At 63.3% G+C, this 25,144-nt stretch carries 24 protein-coding genes; 12 read left to right on the forward strand and 12 right to left on the reverse strand.

What is annotated here, in order from left to right:
• The 9 genes from JAB8_RS20545 to JAB8_RS20585 form a co-directional block, all read left to right on the forward strand.
• Positions 1-257 (forward strand): hypothetical protein (locus JAB8_RS20545; protein WP_217494235.1); only part of this gene is annotated, 257 nt, incomplete at its 5' end.
• Complete coding sequence (locus JAB8_RS20550) at positions 254-988, forward strand: hypothetical protein (protein ID WP_070291215.1); 735 nt, start codon at positions 254-256, stop codon at positions 986-988. The genes JAB8_RS20545 and JAB8_RS20550, both read left to right, overlap by 4 nt.
• Positions 985-1,695, forward strand: a complete 711-nt coding sequence (locus tag JAB8_RS20555; RefSeq protein ID WP_070291216.1) for a type II secretion system protein — start codon at positions 985-987, stop codon at positions 1,693-1,695. The genes JAB8_RS20550 and JAB8_RS20555 overlap by 4 nt, the downstream gene beginning before the upstream one ends.
• Positions 1,695-2,474, forward strand: a complete 780-nt coding sequence (locus tag JAB8_RS20560) for an ABC transporter permease subunit (RefSeq protein WP_070291217.1) — start codon at positions 1,695-1,697, stop codon at positions 2,472-2,474. The genes JAB8_RS20555 and JAB8_RS20560 overlap by 1 nt, the downstream gene beginning before the upstream one ends.
• On the forward strand, positions 2,474-3,193 hold the full coding sequence (locus tag JAB8_RS20565; protein WP_070291218.1) for a hypothetical protein: 720 nt from the start codon (positions 2,474-2,476) through the stop codon (positions 3,191-3,193). The genes JAB8_RS20560 and JAB8_RS20565 overlap by 1 nt, the downstream gene beginning before the upstream one ends.
• Positions 3,194-3,281: 88 nt before the next feature.
• A complete protein-coding gene (locus JAB8_RS20570; protein WP_070291219.1) occupies positions 3,282-3,854 on the forward strand; it encodes a prepilin-type N-terminal cleavage/methylation domain-containing protein in 573 nt (190 codons plus the stop codon).
• 27 nt (positions 3,855-3,881) lie between these two features.
• Entirely contained in the window at positions 3,882-4,247 is a 366-nt protein-coding gene (locus JAB8_RS20575; RefSeq protein WP_070291220.1) for a NirD/YgiW/YdeI family stress tolerance protein, read from the forward strand.
• 231 nt (positions 4,248-4,478) lie between these two features.
• Complete coding sequence (locus tag JAB8_RS20580; RefSeq protein WP_254679558.1) at positions 4,479-8,963, forward strand: PAS domain-containing protein; 4,485 nt, start codon at positions 4,479-4,481, stop codon at positions 8,961-8,963.
• Entirely contained in the window at positions 8,960-9,883 is a 924-nt protein-coding gene (locus JAB8_RS20585; RefSeq protein WP_083287828.1) for a diguanylate cyclase, read from the forward strand. The genes JAB8_RS20580 and JAB8_RS20585 overlap by 4 nt, the downstream gene beginning before the upstream one ends.
• 86 nt (positions 9,884-9,969) lie before the next feature.
• Here the strand turns inward: JAB8_RS20585 and JAB8_RS20590 are convergent, their stop codons facing one another.
• The 7 genes from JAB8_RS20590 to JAB8_RS20615 form a co-directional block, all read right to left on the reverse strand.
• The gene (locus JAB8_RS20590) at positions 9,970-10,425 is read right to left on the reverse strand and encodes a MaoC family dehydratase (RefSeq protein WP_070222902.1); all 456 of its coding nucleotides are present in this window, start codon (positions 10,423-10,425) and stop codon (positions 9,970-9,972) included.
• On the reverse strand, positions 10,418-10,906 hold the full coding sequence (locus JAB8_RS20595; protein WP_070222904.1) for a MaoC family dehydratase: 489 nt from the start codon (positions 10,904-10,906) through the stop codon (positions 10,418-10,420). The genes JAB8_RS20590 and JAB8_RS20595 overlap by 8 nt, the downstream gene beginning before the upstream one ends.
• Positions 10,903-12,048 carry an acyl-CoA dehydrogenase family protein gene (locus JAB8_RS20600; protein WP_070222906.1) on the reverse strand — a complete coding sequence of 382 codons (1,146 nt, stop codon included), beginning with the start codon at positions 12,046-12,048 and terminating at the stop codon, positions 10,903-10,905. Before JAB8_RS20600 ends, JAB8_RS20595 begins: the two co-directional genes overlap by 4 nt.
• A gap of 16 nt (positions 12,049-12,064) precedes the next feature.
• Positions 12,065-13,255 carry an acyl-CoA dehydrogenase family protein gene (locus JAB8_RS20605; protein WP_070291221.1) on the reverse strand — a complete coding sequence of 397 codons (1,191 nt, stop codon included), beginning with the start codon at positions 13,253-13,255 and terminating at the stop codon, positions 12,065-12,067.
• Positions 13,256-13,438: 183 nt separating this feature from the next.
• Positions 13,439-13,789 (reverse strand): VOC family protein, encoded by a 351-nt coding sequence (locus JAB8_RS20610; RefSeq protein ID WP_070222911.1) that lies wholly within the window; start codon positions 13,787-13,789, stop codon positions 13,439-13,441.
• Between the two features lie 30 nt (positions 13,790-13,819).
• On the reverse strand, positions 13,820-14,134 hold the full coding sequence (locus JAB8_RS29205; protein ID WP_139143115.1) for a hypothetical protein: 315 nt from the start codon (positions 14,132-14,134) through the stop codon (positions 13,820-13,822).
• Positions 14,135-14,213: 79 nt separating this feature from the next.
• Positions 14,214-14,807, reverse strand: a complete 594-nt coding sequence (locus JAB8_RS20615; protein WP_070291222.1) for a TetR/AcrR family transcriptional regulator — start codon at positions 14,805-14,807, stop codon at positions 14,214-14,216.
• A gap of 232 nt (positions 14,808-15,039) precedes the next feature.
• On the opposite strand from JAB8_RS20615, the gene JAB8_RS20620 reads away from it, so the two are divergent.
• Positions 15,040-16,248 (forward strand): MFS transporter, encoded by a 1,209-nt coding sequence (locus JAB8_RS20620; RefSeq protein WP_070291223.1) that lies wholly within the window; start codon positions 15,040-15,042, stop codon positions 16,246-16,248.
• Positions 16,249-16,260: 12 nt separating this feature from the next.
• Here JAB8_RS20620 and JAB8_RS20625 read toward each other — a convergent pair whose 3' ends face one another.
• From JAB8_RS20625 to alaC, 4 genes are all read right to left on the reverse strand, one after another.
• The gene (locus tag JAB8_RS20625) at positions 16,261-17,850 is read right to left on the reverse strand and encodes a TrkA C-terminal domain-containing protein (protein ID WP_070291224.1); all 1,590 of its coding nucleotides are present in this window, start codon (positions 17,848-17,850) and stop codon (positions 16,261-16,263) included.
• A gap of 244 nt (positions 17,851-18,094) precedes the next feature.
• A complete protein-coding gene (locus tag JAB8_RS20630) occupies positions 18,095-18,592 on the reverse strand; it encodes a hypothetical protein (protein WP_070291225.1) in 498 nt (165 codons plus the stop codon).
• A gap of 238 nt (positions 18,593-18,830) precedes the next feature.
• Entirely contained in the window at positions 18,831-21,119 is a 2,289-nt protein-coding gene (gene metE / locus JAB8_RS20635; RefSeq protein WP_070291226.1) for a 5-methyltetrahydropteroyltriglutamate--homocysteine S-methyltransferase, read from the reverse strand.
• 363 nt (positions 21,120-21,482) lie between these two features.
• Positions 21,483-22,700, reverse strand: coding sequence for an alanine transaminase (alaC, locus tag JAB8_RS20640; RefSeq protein ID WP_070291227.1), 1,218 nt, complete (start codon positions 22,698-22,700; stop codon positions 21,483-21,485).
• 339 nt (positions 22,701-23,039) lie between these two features.
• Here alaC and JAB8_RS20645 point away from each other — a divergent pair, with 339 nt between their 5' ends.
• The gene (locus JAB8_RS20645; protein WP_083287829.1) at positions 23,040-23,693 is read left to right on the forward strand and encodes a pentapeptide repeat-containing protein; all 654 of its coding nucleotides are present in this window, start codon (positions 23,040-23,042) and stop codon (positions 23,691-23,693) included.
• A gap of 148 nt (positions 23,694-23,841) precedes the next feature.
• Here JAB8_RS20645 and JAB8_RS29210 read toward each other — a convergent pair whose 3' ends face one another.
• Complete coding sequence (locus JAB8_RS29210) at positions 23,842-24,033, reverse strand: hypothetical protein (RefSeq protein WP_139143116.1); 192 nt, start codon at positions 24,031-24,033, stop codon at positions 23,842-23,844.
• On the opposite strand from JAB8_RS29210, the gene JAB8_RS20650 reads away from it, so the two are divergent.
• Positions 24,032-24,988, forward strand: a complete 957-nt coding sequence (locus JAB8_RS20650; protein ID WP_070291229.1) for a hypothetical protein — start codon at positions 24,032-24,034, stop codon at positions 24,986-24,988. The two genes, JAB8_RS29210 and JAB8_RS20650, sit on opposite strands and share 2 nt — an antisense overlap.
• Positions 24,989-25,144 lie beyond the last annotated feature (156 nt).

Raw genomic sequence — 25,144 nt, forward strand, 5'->3', positions numbered from 1 at the left:
TTGCTGGGCTTTGCGGCGACCAATGGCCGCCTGCCCCGCCAGTGGAATTGAATGGCGTGGTACAGCGCAGCAGCGGCCGCTCTACCGTCTGGCTGAACCAGGAAACGCAAAACGAACCGCACAACCGCCTTGCGCGCGACAAGTCCGGCACGCCCGGCGCCCTGACCTTGCGCCTGTCGAACGGCCAGGTGGTGCTCCTGAAGCCCGGCCAGCGCTACGACCCGGCCAGCGGCACGGTCACCGAGGCGCCGCCATGACGCCGCGCCAGGCGCATCGCCAACCCCGTTGCCAGCGCGGCGCCGCCCTGTTGCTGCTGGTGGCCGTGCTGGGCCTGGGCACGGCCAGCCTGCTGATCAGCGCCTTCGGGCGCAACACGGGCGAAGCCGAACGCCAGCAGCGCACCCTGGCCACCCTGGCGCAGGCGCGCGACGCCTTGCTGGGCTTTGCGGCGACCAATGGCCGCCTGCCCCGTCCGGCCGCCTCCGCCCTCGACGGGCGCGAACGGGCCGCCGACTGCGCCAACGACGCCGAGTGCAGCGGCTTTTTGCCGTGGGTGGCGCTGGGCGTGGACGGCGTCGACGCCTGGGGCAAGCTGCTGCGCTACAGCGTCACGCCGGAAATGGCGCGCGCGCCCATCGTCTCGTTTTCCGCTGTCGCTAACAGAGTCGTGCTCACGCGCGACGGGCGCGGCGCATTCGCTTTCGTGGCGGGCCAGGACCAGTGCGACGTCAGCGCCCAATGCCTGCCCGTCGTGCTGTTCTCGCAAGGCAAGGATCACTACGGCACGGCCGCCAGCGGCGTGGCGCAGATCAACACGGCACGCGGCAATATCGACGAAGCCGCCAACGACGGCGCCAGCCGCCGCTTCATTAACCGCCCCGCCACCGAGCTTGCCACGCTGCCCGGTGGCGCCTTTGACGACATGCTGACCTGGATTACCTTGCCCACCCTGTATCAACGCATGCGCGCCGCGCGCAACCTGCCATGAGCGCCCGCCATGCGTGCCGCCAGGGCGGCTTTTCCCTGATCGAGATCGCCATCGTGCTCGTCATCGTCGGCCTGATGATCGGCGGCCTGGTCACGCCGTTGACGGTGCAGCTGGAACAGCGCAAGGTGGCCGAGACGCAACAGGCGCTCAATGAAGCGAAGGAAGCGCTGACGGGCTACGCGCTGCGCTACGGCTACCTGCCGTGTCCCGCCATCTCCGCCGGCAATGGCCTGGAAGACCGGCGCGGCGCCCGCTGCACGGGCGAAAAACGTGCGGGTTTCCTGCCCTGGGCCACCCTGGGGCTGCGCCAGGGCGACAGCTGGAACAATCTGTTCCGCTACAGCGTGACGCCCGCCTTCAGCGACAGCGAGCAGCAATTCAACCTGGGCACGCCGCGCGACATCAGCATCGTCACGCGCAATGGCGGCGCGCTGCTGCAGGCGACGGCGTTAAGGGACATCCCCGCCATGATCATGTCCCACGGCAAGAACGGCTTTGGCGCCACGGGCGTGCAGGGCCAGCGCCAGGCTATTCCTTTCAGCAACAATGTCGACGAGCGCAACAATGCATCGAACGCCACCACTGTCATCAGCCGCGCCGCCAGCGGCCCGCAGCAGCCCGGCGGCGAGTTCGACGATATCGTCGTCTGGCTGTCGCCGAACATCCTGTTCAACCGCATGGTGGCGGCGCAAAGGCTGCCCCGCTGATGCACGCATCCATGCTCCGGCCCGCCCTCACCATCGCCCGCTACACGCTGCTCGAAGCGCTGCGCAGCCGCCTGCCGTGGCTGTTCGTGCTGGCCGCCTGCGCCGCCGCCGGCCTGGCCGGCTTTCTGCAGCAACTGGCGCTGACGGAAAGCGGCGCCGTGCAGGCGGCGCTGCTGGCGGCCGCCTTGCGCCTGGCCGGCGTCTTCCTGCTGGCCACGTTCATCATCACCAGCATGGCGCGCGAAGCGGCCGACCGGGGCCTGGAATTGCTGCTGGCCTTGCCCATGCCGCGCGCAGCCTACCTGCTGGGCAAACTGCTGGGCTACGGGGCGCTGGCGGCAGCGCCCGCCGTGCTGTTCGGCCTGCTGATGGCGCTGTTCGCCGCGCCCGCGCAAAGCGCGCTGTGGGCGCTGTCCTTGCTGGGAGAATTGTGGATCGTCGCCGCCTTCAGCCTGCTGTGCGCGGCCAGCCTGCAGCAGGCCTTGCCCGCGCTGGCCGCGACTAGCGGTTTCTATGTGCTGGCGCGCATGCTGGGCAGCCTGCAGCTACTCGCGCACGGCCCGCAGGCGGGCGACTCCCTGGTGCAACGGGCCACGGCAGGCGCCATCGACGTGCTGGCCCTGCTCTTGCCCCGCCTCGACGCCTTTGCGCGCACGGAGTGGCTGCTGTACGCGACCGGCGACTGGCAAGCCCTGGCCCGCGTGGCGGCGCAAACGGCCATCTATGTCGGCTTGCTGGCCAGCTGCGCGCTATGCGACTTTTACCGCAGGAACATCTGATGGCCGCCGCCCAGCGTCCGTGGTCGAGCGTGCCGCGCCCCCTATGCTGGCTGCTGGCGGCCTGCCTGCTGCTGCAGCTGGGCTGGCGCCTGGCGCAGCAGCAGGCACCGCCACAGGCGCGGCCCCTGCCCGCCGCGCCGCCGGCAGCCGTGGCGCGCCTGGCCAGCCTGGGCGAGCCGCTGGCCATGGCCAAGGCCATGCTGCTGTACCTGCAATCGTTCGAAGACCAGCCCGGCGTCAGCCTGCCATGGCGCAAGCTCGACTATGACCGCCTGGCCGGCTGGCTGGAGACGGCGCAAATGCTCGACCCGCGCAGCCAATACCCGCTGGTGGCCGCCAGCGAAGTGTACGCGGGCGTGGCCGATCCGCAGCGTGCGCGGCGCATGCTGGCCTTCGTCGCCGCCAGCTTCGCCGCCGACCCGCAGCACCGCTGGCCCGCCATGGCGCAGGCGGCGCTGGTGGCCAAACACCAGTTGCACGACCTGCCGCTGGCGCTCGCCTATGCACGCCAGTTGCGCCGGCTGGCGACGGGGCCGCAAGTGCCAGCCTGGGTGCGCGAAATGGAAGCGTTCATCCTGGAAGACATGGACCAGCTCGACAGCGCACGCCTGGTGATCGGCGGCCTGATCGCCAGCGGCCAGATCAGCGACCCGCACGAACTCGCTTTTCTCGCGCGCAAGCTCGATGCACTGGCCGACAAGAAAAAGGCGGCGCCATGAGCTGCCGTCCGACATGCCGTGCGCGCGCGGCGCCAATTGCAGTAAACTGCCATATCACTCCCCAGCACTTTTTTCCAAGGAAATCCCCATGCTCCCACGCCGCCAGCACGGCTTTACGCTCGTAGAAATCGCCATCGTCCTGGTCATCATCGGCTTGCTGCTCGGCGGCGTGCTCAAGGGACAAGGCTTGATCGACAGCGCCAAGGTGAAAAACATCATCCAGCAATCGAATGCGCTGACGGCCGCCGTCAACGCCTACCAGGACAAATTCCGCGCCCTGCCCGGCGACGATATCCAGGGCACCGTGCACGTACCCAATTCGGCCGGCAACGGCAATGGCGACGGCCAGATCGGCGACGGTCAGCCGCGCGAATTCACGCTGGCGCCGCAGCACCTTGCACTGGGCGGCTTCATTACCGGCTCGTTCAACGGCACCTCGCAATTCATGACCAGCGCCCAGGGCGGCGCCGTCTACCTGTACAACGATGAAGTGGGCGGTCGGGCCGGCAACGGCATCCGTTTCGACAACCTGCCCGAAGGCTACGCCGAGCAGATCGACAGCAAACTCGACGATGGCGTGGCCAGCACGGGCAGCGTCCGGGCGAACATGCCCTATGGCAATACCGGTGCTATCATCCCCCGCACCGCCGTCTTTTTCTGAGCCGCCAGTCACTATCGAAGGAATACCATGCCACTGCACCGCAAACTCATCGTCTCCCTGGCCGCCGCCTGCGCCTTGCTGGCCGGCAGCGCGCACGCCCAGTACGTGGGCCCGACGGCCGGCCCTGCCGCGCCCGGCAATGTGGCCGCCATCCTGAAAAATCCCGTCGACGACCAGGCCGTCGTGCTGCGCGGCCACCTGCTGCGCAAAGTGGGGAACGAGAAATACACGTTTTCCGACGGCACGGCGGAAATCCGCGTGGACATCGACGACAAGGTCTTCATGAACCGCAAGATCGACGCCAGGACCCGCGTGGAAATTCGCGGCGAAGTAGAAAAAGATTTCATGGAAAGCCCGGAAATCGATGTCGACGTGCTGACCGTGGTCCCGTAAGTTTCCCTGCCCTCCCGCCGCCGCAGCGGGATGGGCGCCCCCTCTTCTGTATCCCTTGCACAACCTTTTTTCCACCCAAGAAACTAGGCTTGTCAGAACAATCAATTTCGTCTAGCATCTTTTCATTCAAGGTCAGCCAGCGCCAGCGTGAGCCTGCCTGTCGACTCATCCATTCTGGGAGCTTTCCGGGTGCAAGATTTGCCTTCGATACGCTCAAGAATTTCATGGCTGGTGTTCGCCTGGGTCATTCCGACGGCCCTCGTGTTTCTCCTGCTCGTGGCGCAAAGCTACACGCGCGAACGCGACCATGTCGTCAGCGAAACGGCGCAGGCGGCGCGCGCCGTCTCCGCCGCCATCGAACGCGACTTGAGCGGCGCGCAGATGGCCGCGCGCCTCCTGGCCGCCTCGCCCGCCCTGCAAGACGACGATATCGACGCCCTGCGCACGCTGGCCGGCAGCCTGCTGCAGCCGGGCCTGGCCGTCAGCGCCTTCATCGTCTCCGACGCCAAGGGACGCCAGCTGATCAATACATCGCTGCCCGCCGGCCAGACACCGCCCCCCTTGCCGCAAAAATGGGCCGCCAGCATGGACCGCGCGCGCGACTACGGCAAGCCACGGCTGACCAGTTTGCTGACGCCGCCGGACGAGGTGCCGCGGCTGGCCCTGAACCAACGCTTGCCGCGTAACAAGGGGCCCGCCTATGTGCTGACGGCGCTGTACCCGCCCGACTACCTGCCCTTGCTGCTGCGCGAGCTGCACCTGCCGGCCTACCTGGGCGCGGCCATCGTCAACGCCGACGGCATCAACGTGGCGCGCACCCTGGCGCCCCAGCGCTATGTGGGCCAGCGCAGCCCGGCCCCCTTGCTGGAGCAGATACGCCAGCAGCGCGAAGGCGTGCTGCGCCACGCCACCCTGGAAGGCATCGACGTGTATACGGGCTTTCGCCGCGCGCCGGACGACGCCTGGACGGTGGCCGTCACCATCCGCACCAGCACGGTGGCCGAAGCCCTGCTGCGCTCCGTCGTCACCGGCTCCCTCATCCTGGCCCTGCTGCTGGGCGCCGGCTTTGCCCTGGCCTGGCGTGTGGGCGGCCGCCTGGCCCGCACCCTGCAGGAACTGACCGTGCAGATCCATGCGCTGGCGCAAGGCAAACCCCTGCTTTCGAACAAGCACACGGACCGCGAATCGGCCGACATGGCAGCCGCGCTGGGCGCGCTGGAACGCGACTTGCGGCACCACCGCACACAGCTCGAAAGCCTGGTGGGCGAGCGCACCCTGGCCCTGGAAAAATCCACGCGCCTGCTGGAAACCGTCTACGCGACGGCGCCCATCGGCATGCTGTTCGTGGGACTGGACTTGCGCGTCGTCATGATCAACCAGTACCTGGCCGCCATCCACGGGGCCAGCGTGGCGCAGCATCTGGGCCGTCCCGTGGGCGCCATGCTGTTCGACGACGCCGTGCGCATGGAGGTGGAACGCTGCGTGCGCCAGGTGCTCGAGACGGGATCGCCCATCGTCGACCTCGAATTGCAGGGGCATGGCGGGCGGCAGCGCGAACAGCTCAGTCACTGGATCGTCTCGTATCACCCGATTTTCGGCCCCGAGCAGCAGCTGCTGGGCGTGTCGGGCCTGTGGCTCGACATTAGCGAGCGCAAGCGCAGCGAAGCGGAATTTCGCCGCTCGAAACACCTGTTCGGCACCATCATTGAAAACATCCCGGCCATGGTCTTCGTCAAGCGCGCCGACAAGCTGAGCTTTGAAATGGTCAACCGCCATGCGGAACTGACCCTGGGACGCTCGCGCGAGCAATTGCTGGGCAAGACGGACCACGACTTCTTCCCGCCGCAGCAGGCGGCCGCCTTCGTCAGCGCCGACCGCAAGCTGCTGGCCACGGGGCAGATGGTGGAAATCGAACAGGAGCCGATCAACACGGCCGACGGCACCACGCGCCACTTCACCACGCGCAAGGTGGTGCTGCGCGACGACGTGGGGCGCGCCAGCCACGTGCTGGGGGTGTCGATCGATATCACGGAGCGCAAGCGCGCCACCGAGGTGCTGCACGCCACCACCTTGCGCCTGGAACAGAGCGAGCGCTTCATCCGCACCGTCACCGACAACCTGCCCGGCATGGTGTCGTACTGGGGTGCCGACTTGCGTTGCCGATTCGCAAATAATTTCTATAATGAATGGTTTGGCCGCAGCAGCGCCGAGCTGGCCGGCATCCACATGAGCGAATTGCTGGGACAGGAACTGTTCGACGTGTATGCGCCCCACGTCGAGGGCGTGCTGGCGGGCCGGCCGCAAAGCTTCGAGCGCGACCTGCTCGACCCCACGGGCCAGGTATGCCATACGTGGACCAATTACATCCCCGACGTCGACGACAGCGGCGGCGTGCGCGGCTTCTTCGTGCTGGCCTCGGACGTCTCCGAGCTCAAGCGCACGGAATTGCGTCTGCACGAACTCAACGAGCAAATGGTGCGCGCGCGCGACAAGGCCGAGGCGGCCAGCACGGCGAAGAGCGAATTCGTCGCCAACATGAGCCATGAAATCCGCACGCCGATGAACGCCATCATCGGCCTGGCGCGCCTGCTGGAAGAGTCGCCGCTGGAACGGCGCGAACGCAGCTACGTCGGCAAGATCCAGATGGCCACGCAGTCGCTGCTCCATATCGTCAACGACGTGCTCGATTTTTCCAAGATCGAGGCGGGACAGATGGTGCTGGAACAGCGCCGCTTCCAGCTCGAGCGCATGCTGGACAGCGTCGGCGTGCTGCTGGCCAGCAGCGCCTGGGCGCGCGGCGTGGAGCCCGTGTTCGTGCTGGCCCCGGGCGTGCCGGACGAGCTGATCGGCGACGCCCTGCGCGTGGAACAGATCCTGATCAACCTGGTGGGCAACGCCGTCAAATTCACTTCGCATGGCGAAGTGGTGCTGTCCATCGGCATGGCGGCCGATGATGCGGCCAGCGTGACCCTGGAGTTTTCCGTGCGCGACACGGGCATCGGCATCGGCGCGGCCGAGCAGGAACGCATCTTCGACGCGTTTTCCCAGGGCGACAGCGGCACCAGCCGCAAATACGGCGGCACGGGATTGGGGCTGGCCATTTGCCGGCGCATGGTGGAATTGATGGGCGGCACCCTGAGCGTGAAAAGCGCGCTGGGCCAGGGTTCCGACTTCCGCTTCCGCTGCCGCTTCGGCAAGGCGGCGGCGCCGCACGAGCCGCGCCGCAAGGGCGCGCCCAGGGCCCTGTCGCTGCTGATCATCGACGACAACGCCAGCGTGCGCGCCATGCTGGAAGACTGGTGCGCGGCACAAGGCTGGCACAGCCGCAGCGCCGACAGCGGCGCGGCCGGCCTGGCCTTGCTGCGCCAGGCCGGTGGCCCGGACGGCTTGCCGCCGGCAGACCTGGTGCTGCTCGACGCGGCCATGCCAGGCATGGATGGCATTTCCATGCTCACCGAGGCGCGCGCCGAGGCGCTCTTGGCGCTGCCGCCCGTGATCATGCTGGTGGCCGACCAGGACAGCGAAAATCTCGAACGCCTGGCCGACAGCCTGATGCTGGCCGGCATCGTCTCGAAACCGGCCACCCCGGCACGCCTGCTGGCGGCCGTGACGGCCGTGCGCGAAGGCCGCAGCGCGCCTTCCGCGCTGCCCGTGTCCACGCCCCTGTCGGGCTTGCTGGAAGGCATGCGCGTCCTGCTGGTGGAAGACAATGAAATCAACCAGGAAGTGGCGCAGTACATCCTGCTGCACTCGGGCGCGCGCGTGGCCGTGGCCGCCAACGGCCGGCTGGCCGTCGACTTGCTCACGAGCACACCGGACGCCTGGGACGTGGTGCTGATGGATTTGCAGATGCCCGTCATGAACGGCTACGACGCCACCCTGGCCATCCGCGCGCTGGGCTTGCCGGACCTGCCCATCGTCGCCATGACGGCCAATGCCATGGACGAGGACCGTCTGCGCGCCATAGCCAGCGGCATGAATGCGCATGTGGCCAAGCCCATCGATGTCGACGACATGATCGAGACCCTGACCCGGCTGGTGCCGGCGCCGCCGGGTGCGGGCACTGGCGGCAGCGCCATGCCGGCCGCGAACGCCGTCGCGTGGATGGCCGATGTGCCGGCCACGGTGCCCGGCATCGACCTGGCGGCGGCCCTGCACCGCTTCGGCGGCGACTACGGCGCCTTCCTGGCCCTGCTCAAGCGCTTTGAAAATTCGCAAGGCGACGCCGTCGAGGACACGCGGCGCCTGCTGGCCGCCGGCCAGACGCGGCAGGCGGCGCAGCTGCTGCACCGCGTGTGCGGCGTGGCGGCCAACCTGGGCGCCGCCCACGTCGCCAGCCTGGCAGGCGAGGCGGAAAAAACGCTGAAAACGGCGCAATCGCACGCGACACCCGCCTTGCTGGGGCAGCTGGAACTGGCGATGGCCGAAGTCATCGAGGCGGCGCGCACCCTGCCCTCGCCCCTGCGGCGCGGGCAGCCTGCACCCGCCGCACCCGGCAGCGCGCAGCCCGACCTGCGCGCCGGCCTGGCCGACTTGCTTGTCCTGATCCGCAACAATAACCTGAAGGCGCTGGCCCAATTCCACGCGCTGCACCCCGCCCTGCAACAATCAGACCGGGAAGCGGCCCTGGCGCTGGCCAACGCGATCGAAACCCTGAATTTTTCCGAAGCGGAAAAACTCGTGCTCGATCAGCTGAAACGAGAGGAAAACAAGTGAGCTGGACCAACCTTGCCATGAACGGGCGCATCCTCATCGTCGATGACGCCATGGAAAACATCCAGATCCTGCACCAGTTGCTGCGCGAGGAACACGAGGTGCTGTTCGCCCTTAGCGGAGAAAAGGCGCTGGAAATTGCGCATAATCAACTGCCGGACCTGATCCTGCTCGACGCCGTCATGCCCGGCATGGATGGCTACGCCGTCTGCAATGCGCTGCGCGAATCGGCCATCCTGAGCGCCATCCCTGTCATTTTCGTCACGGCCCTGAACCAGCCCGAGGACGAGACGCGGGCGCTGGAAGCGGGCGCCGTCGATTTCATCACGAAACCGTTCAACGCAGCCGTCGTGCGGGCCCGCGTGCGCAGCCAGCTGACCATCAAGCGGCAGGCCGACGCCATGCGCGAGCTGTCGCTGACGGATACGCTGACGGGCGTGGCCAACCGGCGCAGCTTCAATGACACGATGGACAGCGAATGGCGGCGCTGCGCGCGCGACGGCGTGCCGATGGCCCTCATCATGGCCGATATCGACCATTTCAAGGATTACAACGACACGTATGGCCACCAGGCGGGCGACCTGTGCCTGCAGCAGGTGAGCGACGCCCTGCGCCGCTGCGCCGTGCGCCCGCCCGACCTGCTGGCGCGCTACGGCGGCGAGGAATTCATCATCCTGCTGCCGCAGGAAACGCGCGACGGCGCCGAAGTGGTGGCCCAGCGCATCCTCGACGAAGTGCGCGCGCTGCAAATTGCCCACGCCAGATCGAGCGCCGGCCCGCACGTCACCGTCAGCCTGGGCATGGCCAGCGTCATGCCCACGGAAGGCATGGACCCCAGCGCCCTGATCCGCGCCGCCGACGCCCTGCTGTACCGCGCCAAGCAGACGGGGCGGGACAGGTATTGCGCGTGGGAGGGGGAGTAAAGAGAAGGCGCGCGCACCTGCGTCGGCTTACGCCCTGCGGGCTAAGCCGACCTACGCCGACCTGCGATGTGGGCTCAGCTTGCCGCTCAGGGATAGCAACGCATCAGAAACTCCGCCACGCACACGGGTTTCGTGTCGCCTTCCCTCTCCATGGTCACGGCCCAGTTCACTTGCGCCCCTTCCGGCACATCCTCGACGGAGAGGATGTCGAGCCGCGCGCGCAGGCGGCTGCCGACGGGCACGGGCGCCGGGAAGCGCACTTTATTGAGGCCATAGTTGATGGCCATGCGGATGCCGGCCATGTGCAGCGCACCCTGCAGCATGGCGGGCAACAGGGACAGTGTGAGAAAGCCGTGCGCCACCGTGCAGCCGTACGGCGACTCGCGCGCGCAGCGCTCGGCGTCCACATGGATCCACTGATGGTCGTCCGTGGCGTCGGCAAAGGTGTCGATGCGCTGCTGCGTGATGGTGAGCCAGTCGGAGACGGCCACGTGCTGTCCCGACAAGGCCTGGAAACCGGCGATGCCGGCGATATCACGCATGCTGCTCTCCGGCCGGACGGCGGCCGAACATGCCCATGCCTTCGACGGTGGTCACCACCTCGCCATGCTGGTTGCGCACGCTCCACACGGAAATGACGATGCCGCGGTCCGGCTTCGACGTCGATGGGCGCACTTCCTTGACCTGGTAGGTCAGTTGCAGGGTGTCGCCTGCGCGCACGGGTTTGAGCCAGCGGATGCTGTCCAGGCCGGGCGAGCCCATGCTGGACGAATGCTTGAGCAGGTTATCGACCACCAGGCGCATCATCATGCCGCAGGTATGCCAGCCGCTGGCGATGACGCCCTTGAAAATGGTCTTTTCCGCCGCAGCATGGTCGACGTGAAACGGCTGCGGGTCGAAATCCGTGGCGAAAGCGATGATTTCCTTTTCTGTCACGTGGCGCTGGCCCAGGTCGATTTCCAAGCCTTGCGTAAAGTCTTCGAAATACCAGTGTTTCGGGGCGATAGCGGTCGATGCGGTCATGCGGTCTCCGTCGGCAAGAAGCCCGGCTGGGCGATAAAGCGCTCGATGTGATGGTCCACGTCGCCCAGGGTCAGGGCGATCATGGAGAGGCGCTTGAAATGATGGGCGGCGGGCAATTCGTCCGTCACGCCCATACCGCCATGCAATTGCACGGCTTGCTGGCCGACAAAGGTGGCGGCCAGTCCCACCCGCGCCTTGGCGGCGGACACGGTACGGCGGCGATCAAACGCGTCGTCGCTATCGGCCTTGGCGGCGGCCAGCATGGCCATCGAACGGGCTTGCTCCAGGTGGATGAACATGTCGGCCATGCGGTGCTGCAGGGCCTGGAACTTGCCGATCGGCGCGCCGAACTGCTGGCGCGTCTTCAAGTAGTCGAGCGTGGCGGCGAAGATGGCGTCCATGGCGCCCACGGCTTCCGCGCACAGCAAGGCGGCGCCGTAATCCACTGCCGCGTCGAGCACGGGCCAGCCCTGCCCCTTTTGTCCGACCAGGGCCTCATGCCCCAGCACCACTTGCACGAGGATCACGGTGGCGGCGCGCTGGCCGTCGATGGTGCGGTAGTCGCGCACGGAAACACCGGGCGCGTCGACGGGCACGAGGAATAGTGAAATGCCCTCCGTCTCATCCTGGCCGCCGCTGCTGCGCGCCGACACAATCAGAGAATCCGCCTGGGCGCCATGAATGACGACGGTTTTCTCGCCGTCGAGCACGAAACCGTCGCCGCTGGCCGTGGCCGTCGTGGCGATGTCGTGCAGGTCGTGGCGCGACTGCCGCTCGCCGAGCGCGCAAGCCAGTTTCAGGCTGCCGCTGGCCACCTGTTCCAGCACCGCATCATGGCCGCCCGCCAGGGTCAAGAAGCGCGCGCCCAGCACGGTGGCGAAATACGGTTCGACCACGAGGCCACGCCCCAGTTCCTGCATCACCAGCAGCATATCGACGGCCGTGCCGTCGAAACCGCCCGCGGCGGCCGGCAGCGGCAAGGCCGTCATGCCCAGCTCGGCCAGGGTGGCCCAGGCGGCATCGGACGTACCCGTGGCGGAATGGATGATGGTTTGCCGCGTCTCAAACGGGTAATCCTTGTCGACCCAGCGCCGGAGCGCGTCGGCGAATTGCTGCTGTTCCTGATTGAATTGGAAGTCCATGTCGTCTCCTTCTGGCTTACAGGCCCAGGATCATCTGCGTGATGATGTTTTTCTGGATTTCATTCGAGCCGCCATAGATCGATGTCTTGCGGTAATTGAAGTAGTAGGCAGCCAGCGGCGCGGCCAGGTCGTCGCCAGCGCTGCTGTGCGGCGCGCTGCCGTCAAGAAATGCCGGGTCGAAGGGCAAGGCTTGCGGGCCGATGGCTTCGACCATCAGTTCCGTCAGTTGCTGCTGCAGTTCGGAGCCGCGCACCTTCAGCATCGACGCCTGCGGCCCCGGCCCCTTGCCCTCGTCGCTGATGACGCGCAAGACCGTCATTTCCAGCGCCATCAATTCGATTTCCAGGGTAGCCACCTTGGCGGCAAAGGCGGGATCGTGCAGCAGCGGCGCGCCGCGCTTGGTCTGCCGCAGGGCCAGCTGCTTGAGGAAAGTCAATTCGCGCTTGGAGCGGCCCACGGCGGCGATGCCCGTGCGCTCGTGGCCCAGCAGATACTTGGCGTAGGTCCAGCCCTTGTTTTCCTGGCCGACCAGATTGCTGACGGGCACGCGCACATTGTCAAAAAAGACTTCGTTCACTTCGTGTTCTTCGTCGAGCATGATGATGGGGCGCACGGTGATGCCCGGCGTTTTCATGTCGATCAGCAAGAAACTGATGCCTTCCTGCTTGCGCACCGTGCTGTCCGTGCGCACCAGGCAAAAGATCATGTCCGCGTGCTGGCCAAGGGTGGTCCAGGTTTTCTGGCCATTGACGATGTAATGGTCGCCGTCGCGCTCGGCCGTGGTTTTCAGCGAGGCCAGGTCGGAACCTGCGCCCGGCTCCGAATAGCCCTGGCACCACCAGTCGTCGCAGTTGAGGATACGCGGTAAGTAATATGCCTTTTGTTCGGCGTTGGCGAAGGCCATGATGACGGGCGCCACCATATTGACGCCGAACGGCAAAATCGGCGGCGTGGCGGCGCGCGCGCACTCGTCTTCCCAGATATGGCGCTGCACGGACGTCCAGCCCGTGCCGCCGTATTCGACGGGCCAGGCCGGCGCGGCCCAGCCTTGTTGCGCGACAATCTTGTGCCAGCGCACATAGTCGTCCTTGACCAAGCGCAAATGCTGGCGCACCTTGCGCTGCAAGTCCGCCGGCAGATGGGTGTCGAGGAAGGCGCGCACCGTGTCGCGGAACGCCGTCTCCCCGGCCGTGTAATGCAGGTCCATGTCTGTCTCCTTGTTCTTATGAGTTGCCGTGATGCCTGCACGCAAGGAAGCTCAGCGCACAAAAAAGCACGACCGTTCTCAAGGATTGTACAACAGATTGGGAGCGGCGCCAGGGCTTTTACACAGGCCGGCGCCGGGTGGCATTGGCCGGCTGGCGGCCCGCAGCCGCCGTTGGCATCGCGTCTATGTGTGCGACAGAATATTGATGAGCTTGCCAAAAGGGTCACGCACGAAAAAGCGCCTGACGCCCCAGGGCTCATCGCTCAGCCCATACTCGATGGCAAACCCTGCGGCAACCATGCGTGCAAATGCGGTATCGACGTCATCGACTTCAATCGACAGGTCTGGCACGGCCGTATTCGAGCCGCCTTGCGTGGCGAAGCTCACTTGAACACTCATCTCGGTTTGCGCACCATACGTCATGATCCAGCCGTGGTCCATCAGCAGGCTCAGGCCCAGCACCTCCTCGTAAAACCTCCGCGCCAGGCCCGGATCCGACACGGGGACATTGGCAACGATACGCTTGACTTGCATATTTTTCCTCCGTGTTAATGATTGAACCATTCAAAGCTCACCCCTGCCATTCCACATCCACAACCGCACCCAGAAGTGGTGGCGAATCGAATTGAAATTCATTCCATGGCAGATAGCCAATTCCACCACCTGCCGGTAGTAGGCAGCCAACTCGCCCTCTCGTCCGCCAAGTTCGGAAGTAAGTACCATGGATGGTTCAGACCGTGGAAATGAAGGCGGCTGAAGGCACTGTGTACATGTTGACGTGTCCACGCCTGCATGTCTGTCCGGACCGAAATAGAACTCTTTCTTCAAGAGAAAGCAAAGCTCTACATTCAGCAACGAAACTGGTTTGGCTTCAGCCATCCAAGGTTTCATATGGTTGCAATAAAATTAATCTCAAGGGTTCTACGGAAAGGTCCGCTTCTGATGAGATTGCCACTTTTCACGATTGCCTTTTTAGTAACATCCCACGTAGAAGCAAATCCAATGCCGCAACTCCTTTTATCAAGCGCGCATTGCCTTCGTCACCGTCGGCGATCCAGAACGCCGCTTCTGCGAGACTGCCGTAGATCATCGAAGCCAGTGCCTCTGGGCAAGTGTCGGCCACGATGCCTTGATGAATCAGCTCGCGGATAAGCCCTTGCATCGACTCGAGGCAATGACGCTGCGAGTCCGGTGAAGCGCCTCCCAGCACCGCCCTGGCATCGCGTAAAACGATGCGCTGAATTTCCGGCTCCAGGGCCATCTCCAGATAGGCACGGCAGCGATGACGAAAGCCTTCCCACAGATCGCCAGCGCTGTCGGAGATGCTTTGCAGGCGACCATCCATTTCCGCGTCGATCTGCTCTACCACCGCCAGCAGCAAGCCCTTCTTATCGCCGAAGTGATGATACAGCGCACCACGCGTCAGTCCTGCCTGCGCGGTGAGGTCGTCCATTGACGTATCGGCATAACCGCGCTCGCTGAACACTGTGCGGGCGGTAGCCAGCAACGATGCTCGGGTTTCTTCCATCTCCACACGCGTGCGGCGAACCATTGCTTTCTCCTTACATACATAACGTATGATTGTTTACATACAGTACGTATGAATATATACTATTCATACGCGATGTATGTATTATCACTGGGACGCGTCTCCGCTGCAAGCATCGCATGCAGGGACCGATATCGATCCCCTTTGGCATCCGCTGCCACTGCATAGCAGCGGTCCGACGCCGCCTTTACCGGCACAAGCCGTTTATCGAATGATCAAATGAAGGATATGCACCATGAGTACGTCCCCCTACGCTGCCGCAGAAACGGCTGTCCGCCACGCGTGGCTGGCGGTCAGCGCTGTCGGCATGGCCACCTTTTCGGTCGTGACGACGGAAATGCTGCCGGTCGGCCTGTTGACGCCGATCGCTGACACCCTGGGCACCTCCACCGGAACCGCCGGGCTGATGATCTCGCTGCCGGCATTGCTGGCGGCCTTGTTCGCGCCGCTGGTCGTGATCGTCTCGGGAAACCTGGACCGGCGCACAATTCTCTGTGGCTTGCTCACTCTATTGTTGCTCGCAAACATAGCCTCGGCTCTGGCGCAGAACATGGCGTGGATGCTGGCGGCACGTGTTCTCGTCGGTTTTTGCATGGGCGGAATCTGGGCCATCGCCGGCGGTCTGGCGTCCCGGCTTGTTCCTGCCCGCTCGATCGGCTTGGCAACGTCGATTATCTTCGGTGGCGTGGCGGCCGCTTCCGTGCTGGGTGTGCCGCTAGGCGCACAAATCGGCGACGTTGCAGGATGGCGCTGGGCCTTCGGCGCCATGGCGCTGTTCAGCGGCCTTGTACTGGTGCTGCATCTGGCTGTCATTCCCGCCCTGCCCGCTGCCGGTTCGACGACCTTGCGCCAATTCGGCAAACAGCTGCACAACCGGCAGTTGCAGGCGGGGCTGCTCCTGACCCTGTTGCTTGTAACCAGCCATTTCACGGCCTTTACCTTCGTGCGCCCGCTGCTGCTGTCGATGTCGGGGTTTGATGCGCAATGGCTGGGCACACTGCTGTTTTCCTATGGCTTCGCGGGCATCATTGGCAACTTCCTGGCCGGCGGCGTTGCGGCGCGGCGCGCAGCGCCAACCATCCTAGCCATCGCGGGCGGCCTGCTGCTCACGCCACTGCTGTTTCTGGCTGTCGGCGACTCCAGCATCGCTGGCGGCGTAGTGTTGCTGGCTTGGGGACTGGCCTACGGCGGCGTATCGGTCGGCCTGATGACCTTGATGCTGAAGGCGGCGCCCGGGGCCGTGGAGATCGTCGCCGCGCTGTATGTGGGAGTCTTCAATATCGGCATTGCGCTCGGGGCGTGGGCCGGCGGTCAAGCCGTGGACAGGCTGGGCCTCTCGGCCAACCTCTGGCTTGCCGCAGGTTTCGCCGCTGCTGCTTTGCTGCTGGCTTTTGGCATCAACTTTGTTAATGCCAACAAACAACTTGGCCCTGCACGAGGTTGACTCTTGCCGCCATCAGCCATACAAATGCAGCAGCACCTGCACGGCGACGATCTTGACGATGGTCATGCTGGGGAAAATCATCGCATAGCCGAGGTTCGGGCGGTCCGACCTGGCCAGGCGGTTGGCGAACACCAGCACGGCCGGATTGCCCGTGGCGCCGGCCGCGATGCCGAGCAACTCGGGAAACGGCAGGCGCAGGAAGACCTTGCCCAAAATCACCACGAGGGCTACCACCACCAGCACCGTCACGGCCCCGAGCGCCAGCATGGGCAAGCCGTCGGCGCCCACCTGCTGCACGAAAGGCAAGCCGGAGGCCATGCCGACGGAAGCGAGGAAAATCGTCAAACCATAGTTGCGCATGACCAGGTTGGCCGACAGGGGCAGGCGCCAGCTGATCTTGCCCACCCTGCCCAGCCGTCCCAGGATCAGCGCCATCACCAGCGGACCGCCGGCCAGGCCCAGGCTGAACGAGCCTATCCACGGCAACGGTATCGGCACCAGGCCCAGCAGCACGCCCAGCACCATGCCCATGCCCAACGAGACATAGCTGAACTCGGCCGTGGCCGTGATGGAATTGCCGAACAGCTTGCGCACGTCGGCTGCATGTTTCGCTGGTGCAATGGCCATCACCCTGTCGCCAAATTCCAGGGTCAGGAAAGGATGGGGCAAGATCATGGCGTCGCCACGACGGATGAAGGCGATCTGCAGGGGGAAATCTTTTGCCAGGTTCAGTTCGCCCAGCGGCACGCCGACGATTTCCGCGTCCGACACGAACACTTCCGTGCCGTCGAACGCGCTGCGGTCCTTCATCAGCCGACCCGGGTCCAGATGGCCCAGCGCCGTGCGCGCCGCCTCCACGCCCGCCACCGTGCCCGACACCATCAGCGCGTCGCCCACGCCGAGCACCAGCGAGGGATCGGGCAAGCGGTTCTGGTGGCCCTGGCGCACGCCGATCACTTGCACGCCCGCCAGCGGACCGTCGGCCAGTTCGGACAGGGCTGCGCCCGCCAGTTTCGCTTCGTCAATGGTAATTTCGGACACGACGATGGGGGCCGGCGGCGGCGTCAGCACGGGTTTTAATATGCGCCCGGCCAGGTACAGGCCCAGCATGGGGCCGACGACGCCGAACGGATACGCCACCGCATAGCCGACGGCCGCGTCGCCATTGCCGTGCGACGCTTCCAGCGCCGCCTGCAAGGCGGCCGTGCTGGTCATGGCGCCGGCAAACACGCCGCTGGCCATGCGCAGCGAGATATCGATCCACTGCCCGCCCCAGACGGAGACAGCCAGGCCGCCCATGACGGCGGCAAAAGCGATCAGATTGTGTTTTTGCCCCGCCCCGCGCAAGCCGGCGAAAAACTGCACGCCGTACTGCACGCCTATGCCATACAGAAACAGCAGCAGGCCGATGGAGCCGACCATGGCCGGCGGCACGGAACCGGGTGCAAATGCGCCCAGCGCCAGCCCCGCGAACAGCACGCCGCCCACGCCCAACGAAAAGCCGAACACGCTGATGCGCCCCAGCGCATAACCGGCGCCGATGACGAGAAACAGGGCGAGGATGGGCGTGGACTCCAGCGTGTGGCGAAATAATTGAAGCATCGGGCAACCTTGGTCTGGGGAAGGCCCAGTTTAGCATGCACAAAAGCAACACGATGGCGATGATGACAAGCAAGCGTGCGCAGGTTTGCACCTTAAAAACGGGCAAAAAAAAGCCCGCTGCGGGAGCGGGCTGAATCTAATTCCTGTGAGGAAGTAGAGGAGACAGGTGCAATGATGCCGCGTCGCAACATATATATCCAATTGCATGTTGTGATGATAGAAATATGCTTTATCAATATCTCGTTCAGGCCGTGACAAAAATGACGAGTTTTCGATGCGATCGTTGTTCACGCGTCACCAGCACGCGGGCTTGCTCCACGCTTACGCAAACCTGCGGCGCAAACCCCGCTGGCAAGGTCTGCGCATCGCGCGCGATGCGTGGCGACTCATTGATCACGTCATAATCGGCACGTTTGAAAAACAGTTGCTCGATACCGGCACCGGCGTTTTCCGCTGGTTGCGGCTTGACGACGATGAGCGACCAGTTCTCGTCACCGAGAAACTGCTTTTGCTTCAGGAAGGTGTTGACCCTGTCCGCAGGCGGCGCCGAACCGGGCAACTCGTTCTGATACAGCGCCAGCGGACACAGCAGCGTGCCGGCCGGCCACCCCATATCAGGCAGCGCTGCGACCGTATCCGGCCGCAATAGGGCGAGATGGCGCTCAAGCGGATGCCGCTCGTCCGAGCAGGCGCCCAGCGCCATCAGCGCGAGCATGCCCGCGGCGCGAAACAAAGGCTGCATCAACTTGTCACCTTGTATGTTTATGGTTAAGCAAGCTTATATTAAGGGATGCGGTCGCGGAAGCAGGCAAAAAAAAGCCCGCTACGGGAGCGGGCTGAATCTAATTCCTGTGAGGAAGTAGAGGAGACAGGTGCAATGATGCCGCATCGCAGCATCATTATCCAATTGCATGTTGTGATGACAGAAATACGATTGTTCTATATCTCAGCCATAGCGGCCTCCCCTGCCCCTGCGATTCCTATGCCACGTTGTCGGCACGCAAGGTTTTCGCGGCCGCCACCATGTTGGCCAGCGCGGGAATCACTTCTTTCCAGCCGCGCGTTTTGAGGCCGCAATCGGGGTTGACCCACAGGCGCTGCGCGGGAATGCGCTCGGCCGCCTTGCGCATCAGATTCACCATCTGTTCCTGGCTTGGAATGTTGGGCGAGTGAATGTCGTAGACGCCGGGGCCGATGTCATTCGGATAATTGAACTCGTCAAAGGCATCGAGCAATTCCATGTCGGAGCGCGAAGTTTCGATCGTGATGACGTCCGCATCCATGTCCGCGATCTGCGCGATGATATCGTTGAATTCCGAATAGCACATGTGCGTGTGGATCTGCGTCTCGTCGGCCACGCCATTGGCCGTGATGCGGAACGATTCCACGGCCCAGCGCAGGTAGTCGGCCCAGTGCGACTTGCGCAGTGGCAAACCTTCGCGCAGTGCCGCCTCGTCGATCTGGATCACGCGGATGCCGGCCCGCTCCAGGTCCTGCACTTCGGCACGCATGGCCAGCGCCAGCTGGTGGCAGGAGACGGAACGGGGCTGGTCGTCGCGCACGAAGGACCAGTTCAGGATGGTGACGGGCCCCGTCAGCATGCCTTTCATCGGCTTGTCCGTCAGCGACTGGGCGTAGGTGCTCCACTCGACCGTCATGGCGCGGGGGCGGCTGATGTCGCCAAACAAAATGGGCGGCTTGACGCAGCGCGAACCATACGATTGCACCCAGCCGAACTGGCTGAAGGCATAGCCGTCGAGCTGTTCGCCAAAGTATTCCACCATGTCATTGCGTTCCGCTTCGCCGTGCACGAACACGTCCAGGCCCAGGGTTTCCTGTTCCTGCACGCAATGGGCGATTTCCCCCTGCATCAGCTTTTTGTAGCTGGCTTCGTCCAGCTGGCCGTTGCGGAACTGGCTGCGCGCCTGGCGGATTTCCGCCGTCTGCGGGAAGGAGCCGATGGTCGTCGTCGGATACAGCGGTAGTTGCAGCAGCGCAGCTTGCTTGACGGCACGCTCGGCATAAGCGCTCGCGCGCTGGCCCAACGTCGCATCGATGCGGGCCACGGCCGCTTTCACATCGGGATTGTGCACGCGGGTCGACTGGCGGCGCGCTTGCACGGCCGCAAGATTAGCATCGAGTGCCGCCTGCACGGAGGCCCGGCCCTGGTTCAGGGCGCCGGCGATGGTGTGCACTTCATCAAGCTTCTGGCGGGCAAAGGCCAGCCAGGACCGGATATCGTCATCGAGCTTTTGCTCGCTGTCCAGGTCGACAGGCACGTGCAGCAGCGAGCACGACGGGGCGATCCACAAACGGTCTTGCAGGCTGGCGTGCACGGGTTCCAGCCACGCCAGCACGTCGTTCAAATCCGTCTTCCAGATATTGCGGCCATTCACCACGCCCAGCGACAGCACGCTGGACGCTGGCAATTGCGCGATTACTTGCTCCACCTCATCGCGGGCATTGATCGCGTCCAGGTGCAGGCCTTGCACGGGCAGCTGGCACGCCAGCGGCAAATTGTCCTGCAGCTTGCCGAAATACGTGGCCAGCAGCAATTTGACGTGCTTGACCTTGCTCAAGGCGTCGTAGGCCGTCACCAGCGCCTGCCGCCAGGCGCCGTCGAGTTCCGTGACCAGTACCGGTTCATCGATCTGCACCCATTCCACGCCCTGCGCGGCCAGTTCCTGCAGCAATTGCACGTAGACGGACAGCAAGGCTTGCAGCAGCGCCAGCTTGTCGGAATCATCCTTGGCCTTGCCCAGCCACAAATAGGTGACGGGGCCGATCAGCACGGGCTTGGCTTTCACGTTCAGCTGGCGCGCTTGCGCCAGTTGCCGCAACAGGCGGCTGCTGTCTATCTTGAATTGCGTCTCGGCCGAAAATTCCGGCACGATGTAGTGGTAATTCGTGTCGAACCATTTCGTCATCTCGCCGGCGTGGACGCAGCTGCAATCGCTGTCGCTGGCCGAGCGGCCTCGGGCCACGCGGAAATAGTTGTCGAGCGCGGCGCCTTCCAGGCCGCGCACGCGCTGCGGCAGGTTGCCCAGCGTAAAACTCAGGTCCAGCACCTGGTCATAGAAGGAAAAGTCGCCCACGGGCGCGAAGTCAAGTGCATGCTGGTCTTGCCAGTGACGCTGGCGCAACTCAGCGCCCTGGCCTTCCAGCGCGTCCAGGCTGCTGTGGCCCTTCCAGTAGTCTTCCAGGGCGAATTTCAGTTCGCGTTTGGCGCCGATGCGCGGGTAGCCCAAATTGTGTGTCGTGACGGTCATGGCGGTTGCCTCCCAGTGAAGTGTGGGGTCATCATAGAGGCTTTCATCCATGAAAAATAATGGTAAAACTTCATGCATCCATTATTAATATTCATGCATGAGCATGCTGAACGTATTCACGAGGCCGCGCCGCGCGGGGGCGGGCGCCTCGTTCGCCGCGCGTGCCGGCCGGTGCCCAGGACCAAAACGACAGGCAAAAAAAAAGCCCGCTGCGGGAGCGGGCTGAATCTATTTCCTTGGAGGAAGATAGAGGAGACAGATGAATGATGCCGCGTTGCAGCATATAAAACCACTTTATATTCGTGATGTCAGAAATACGCAGCAGTGATATTAGGGGCAACAGACAATTCCATGCGGCAACTTTTATGCTGTCGCTTCCGTCTTTCCGTCGCTGGAACGCAACATATTCTTGATGCCGCGCAAGGCTTGCCGCACGCGGGCCTCGTTTTCGATCAGGGCAAAGCGCACGTATTCATCGCCGTACTCGCCGAAACCGATGCCGGGCGACACGCTCACCTTGGCCTTTTGCAGCAGCAGCTTGGCAAATTCCAGCGAGCCCAGGTGACGGTAGGCTTCCGGGATATGCGCCCAGATATACATCGAGGCCTTCGGCTTTTCCACCATCCAGCCCGCTTCATGCAAACCTTTCACCAGCACGTCGCGGCGGCGCTGGTACTGCGCGCAGATTTCCGTCACGCAGCTCTGGTCGCCTTCCAGCGCGGCAATGGCCGCCACTTGCACGGGCGTAAAACTGCCATAGTCGTGGTAACTCTTGATGCGCGCCAGGGCCGCCACCAGTTCCGCATTGCCCACCATGAAGCCGATGCGCCAGCCCGCCATGTTGTAGCTTTTCGACATGGTGAAAAATTCCACGGCCACGTCGCGCGCACCGGGCACCTGCATGATGGACGGCGCCTTCCAGCCATCGAAGGTGATGTCGGCGTACGCCAGGTCATGGACGACTAAAATATTGTGCTGCTTCGCCAGCGCGACGACGCGCTCGAAAAACTCCAGTTCCACGCATTGCGCCGTGGGGTTGGACGGGAAACCCAGCACCATCATCTTTGGCTTCGGGTAGCTTTCGCGGATCGCGCGTTCCAGTTCGGCAAAGAAGTCCACGCCCGGCCCCATGCGCACGGAACGGATATCGGCGCCCGCGATGACGGCGCCCCAGATGTGGATCGGGTAGCTGGGGTTCGGCACCAGCACCGTGTCGCCCCGGTCGAGGGTCGCCAGCATCAAATGCGCCAGGCCCTCTTTCGAGCCGATGGTGACGATCGCTTCACTGTCCGGGTCGATGTCGACCTCGTAGCGCTTCTTGTACCAATGTGCAATCGCGCGGCGCAGCCGCGGAATGCCCTTGGACGCGGAATAGCCATGCGTGTCGGGACGCTTGACCGTCTCGACCAGCTTGTCCACGATGTGGGCCGGCGTGGCGCCATCGGGATTGCCCATCGACATGTCAATGATGTCCTCGCCACGGCGGCGCGCGGCCATCTTGAGTTCGGCGGTGATGTTGAAAACGTAGGGGGGAAGACGATTGATGCGCGAAAAGCTGCGCGGAGCTTGGCTGTCGGTCATGGTTATCTCTATACGTAAGCGCCCGGATCCGTCCGAGCGACGTTGGCGCAGTGGCTGCGCCTGCAACGATACTAACCCGGCTTCGCAAGAACTGGCAAGGCCGATTCGGACAAGCTACAATACGCGCTGATCGAAAATGAGCGCACCGGTTGGTAACCCGGTAAGTGCCCGGCACAGTCCGGCATGCTCCCGCCCACGCGGACCCACGGCGCTGACCCTTGGCTGTTACACCAGCCGGGGAGGTGTTCTGGTTCGTGCATTTTCCCGCCGCACCATCCCTCCCCTGCTTTGATTAGGAATATAAAACGGATGGCAACACACGACACCGCAGTAACTGGCATGACCCTGGACCGCGCCGGCATCGAGCAGCAACTGGCCCTGCCGGTGCGCCACTTCATCGATTGCGCCTTCGATGGCGAAGACCTGTCGCGCCTCGACTTGCAGGGCTGTACGTTTGAACGCTGCACCTTTGCCGACACCAGCTTGTTCGCCAGCAAACTCGCGCGCAGCACCTGGCGCCGCTGCCGCGCCGGCAGCGCCGATTTCGAATCCGTCGATGCCGTCGACGCCACGTTCGAAGGCTGCGACTTGAACAACACGAAATGGCGGCGTGCCAAGCTGGCCTCGGTCACCTACCGGGGCTGCAAGCTGACGGGCGCCTCGTTCGAGGAAGCGGCCCACCTGGGCTTGACCTTCGAAGACAGCCTGCTGGTGGGCGCCGACCTGCGCGGCTTTTCGTTCCGCAAGGCAATACTCAAACAGCTCGATTTTTCCGACGCCTACCTGGCCGGCTGCGACTTCCGCGACGCCGTTTTCGAAGGGGGCAGCTTGCGCAACGCCACCATCAAGCTGGCGAAGTTCCAGGGCGCGGACTTGCGCGGCGCCGATATCGACGGTTTCAAACTGAGCGAAGCTGCGCTGCTGAAAGGCGCTGTCATCACGCATGCGCAGGCGGCCAACTTCATGCGGGCGCTGGATCTGGTGGTGATGTAAGCCTTGCCCCACAGCCGTTCTTGACAGCAAGCTTGCGGTAAAAGCGGGTTGCCGCAACCAAGGGTTCTGGGCTGGTGGTATTGTTTGTTCCATGTCCATCGCCCACTCTGTGTCGCTCGCCAGTGGTTTTTCAGGCGCACACAATTTCTCACGCCACGCGATTCACCGCAGTCCATGCCAAATAATGCGTGCTATATTCCGCACGCAGGTTTCCATTTAACATCCGCCGACGATACTGCCCAATAACAATGATGAAGATAATAAAAATAATCTTATTCATACTGCTGTGCATCCTGACGTCCATCACCATTCCGCCAGCCGGAATAATCTTTAGTTTCATGGCGCTGCGTGAAAACAAGGAGAGCATCAGAAGATTTATCATCAAGATATCTCCCGACACCGAAAAAATCATCCCTGCGCTGATCGAAAGATATAACGATCCCAAGACCATTATTTCACTTGTTATTTTTTCCATTGCCACGATAGGCGGCCTGATCCTCCTGGTTTCGCACCTGCATATCCAGGAAACAGAGGATTATGTAAATTACATCCTCGAACAGGTGGCGCTCACAGGCATTCTCGTCGTTGGGGTGTCAGGCATTGCATGGGTACTTTTTTCGCTGAATTCCGTTTTTGCAAGCCTGCTGGCAAAAGTGGGGGTTTCCCTGGCGGTGTCTGCCTGCGTGATTTTTTCGCGCCTGAGCGCTGTCGATTTTTTTGCGGCCAATTTTCCTTTTCCGCCGTCCTACCTGCCCTTTTCGTTTGGCCTCGCCACCCTGATATTTGCCTTCTCGTTCAGCGCCTTTGCCTATGCTGTGCTGGCAATCATTTTTGAGGTCATTTTCCTGTTGTTCTTGTTTATTTTCGATTTCAAGACCAATAAAAAAACCACTTACTTCCTCTTTGCAATCTCCATTGCTGGCTTTATCGGAAGTTATTCGGCGGCCCAGGCCATGATCCAGGGCATATCAAACAAGGGGCCACTGTTCATGATCAAGGCCGCTGAACGTTATGACTTCACTACCAATCATATGTGCCAGGTGCAGGAGGGCGAAACTGTCCTCTTCATTGACAATGTAGCGGATCGCGCGATTGCAGCGACTTTCCCGCCGCCCCCGCAAGGCGAAAAAATTTCCCCTCGAAATATCTCTGATGCCACATTAAAAAGCTATCTGCCGACACATTTCCGCACCGTGCATTGCAACCAGCTAGCCGAAGCACAAAAGGAAGCTGGCTGGTGCGGCAGTCCCCAACGTTATGGCTATTGTGATGCCGATGGCAAACAGCGCAAATAAAGAGGCAAAAAAAAAGCCCGCTATGGAAGCGGGCTGAATCTATTTCCTTGGAGGAGATAGAGGAGACAAGTGCATCTTGCGGCATCGCGGCATATCACGCCACTTTATATTCATGATGATAGAAATATCCATCAGTGATAATGAGATGCCATCAGG

This window comes from Janthinobacterium sp. HH106 (assembly GCF_001758725.1).
In the GTDB taxonomy this organism is placed as follows: Bacteria; Pseudomonadota; Gammaproteobacteria; order Burkholderiales; family Burkholderiaceae_D; genus Janthinobacterium.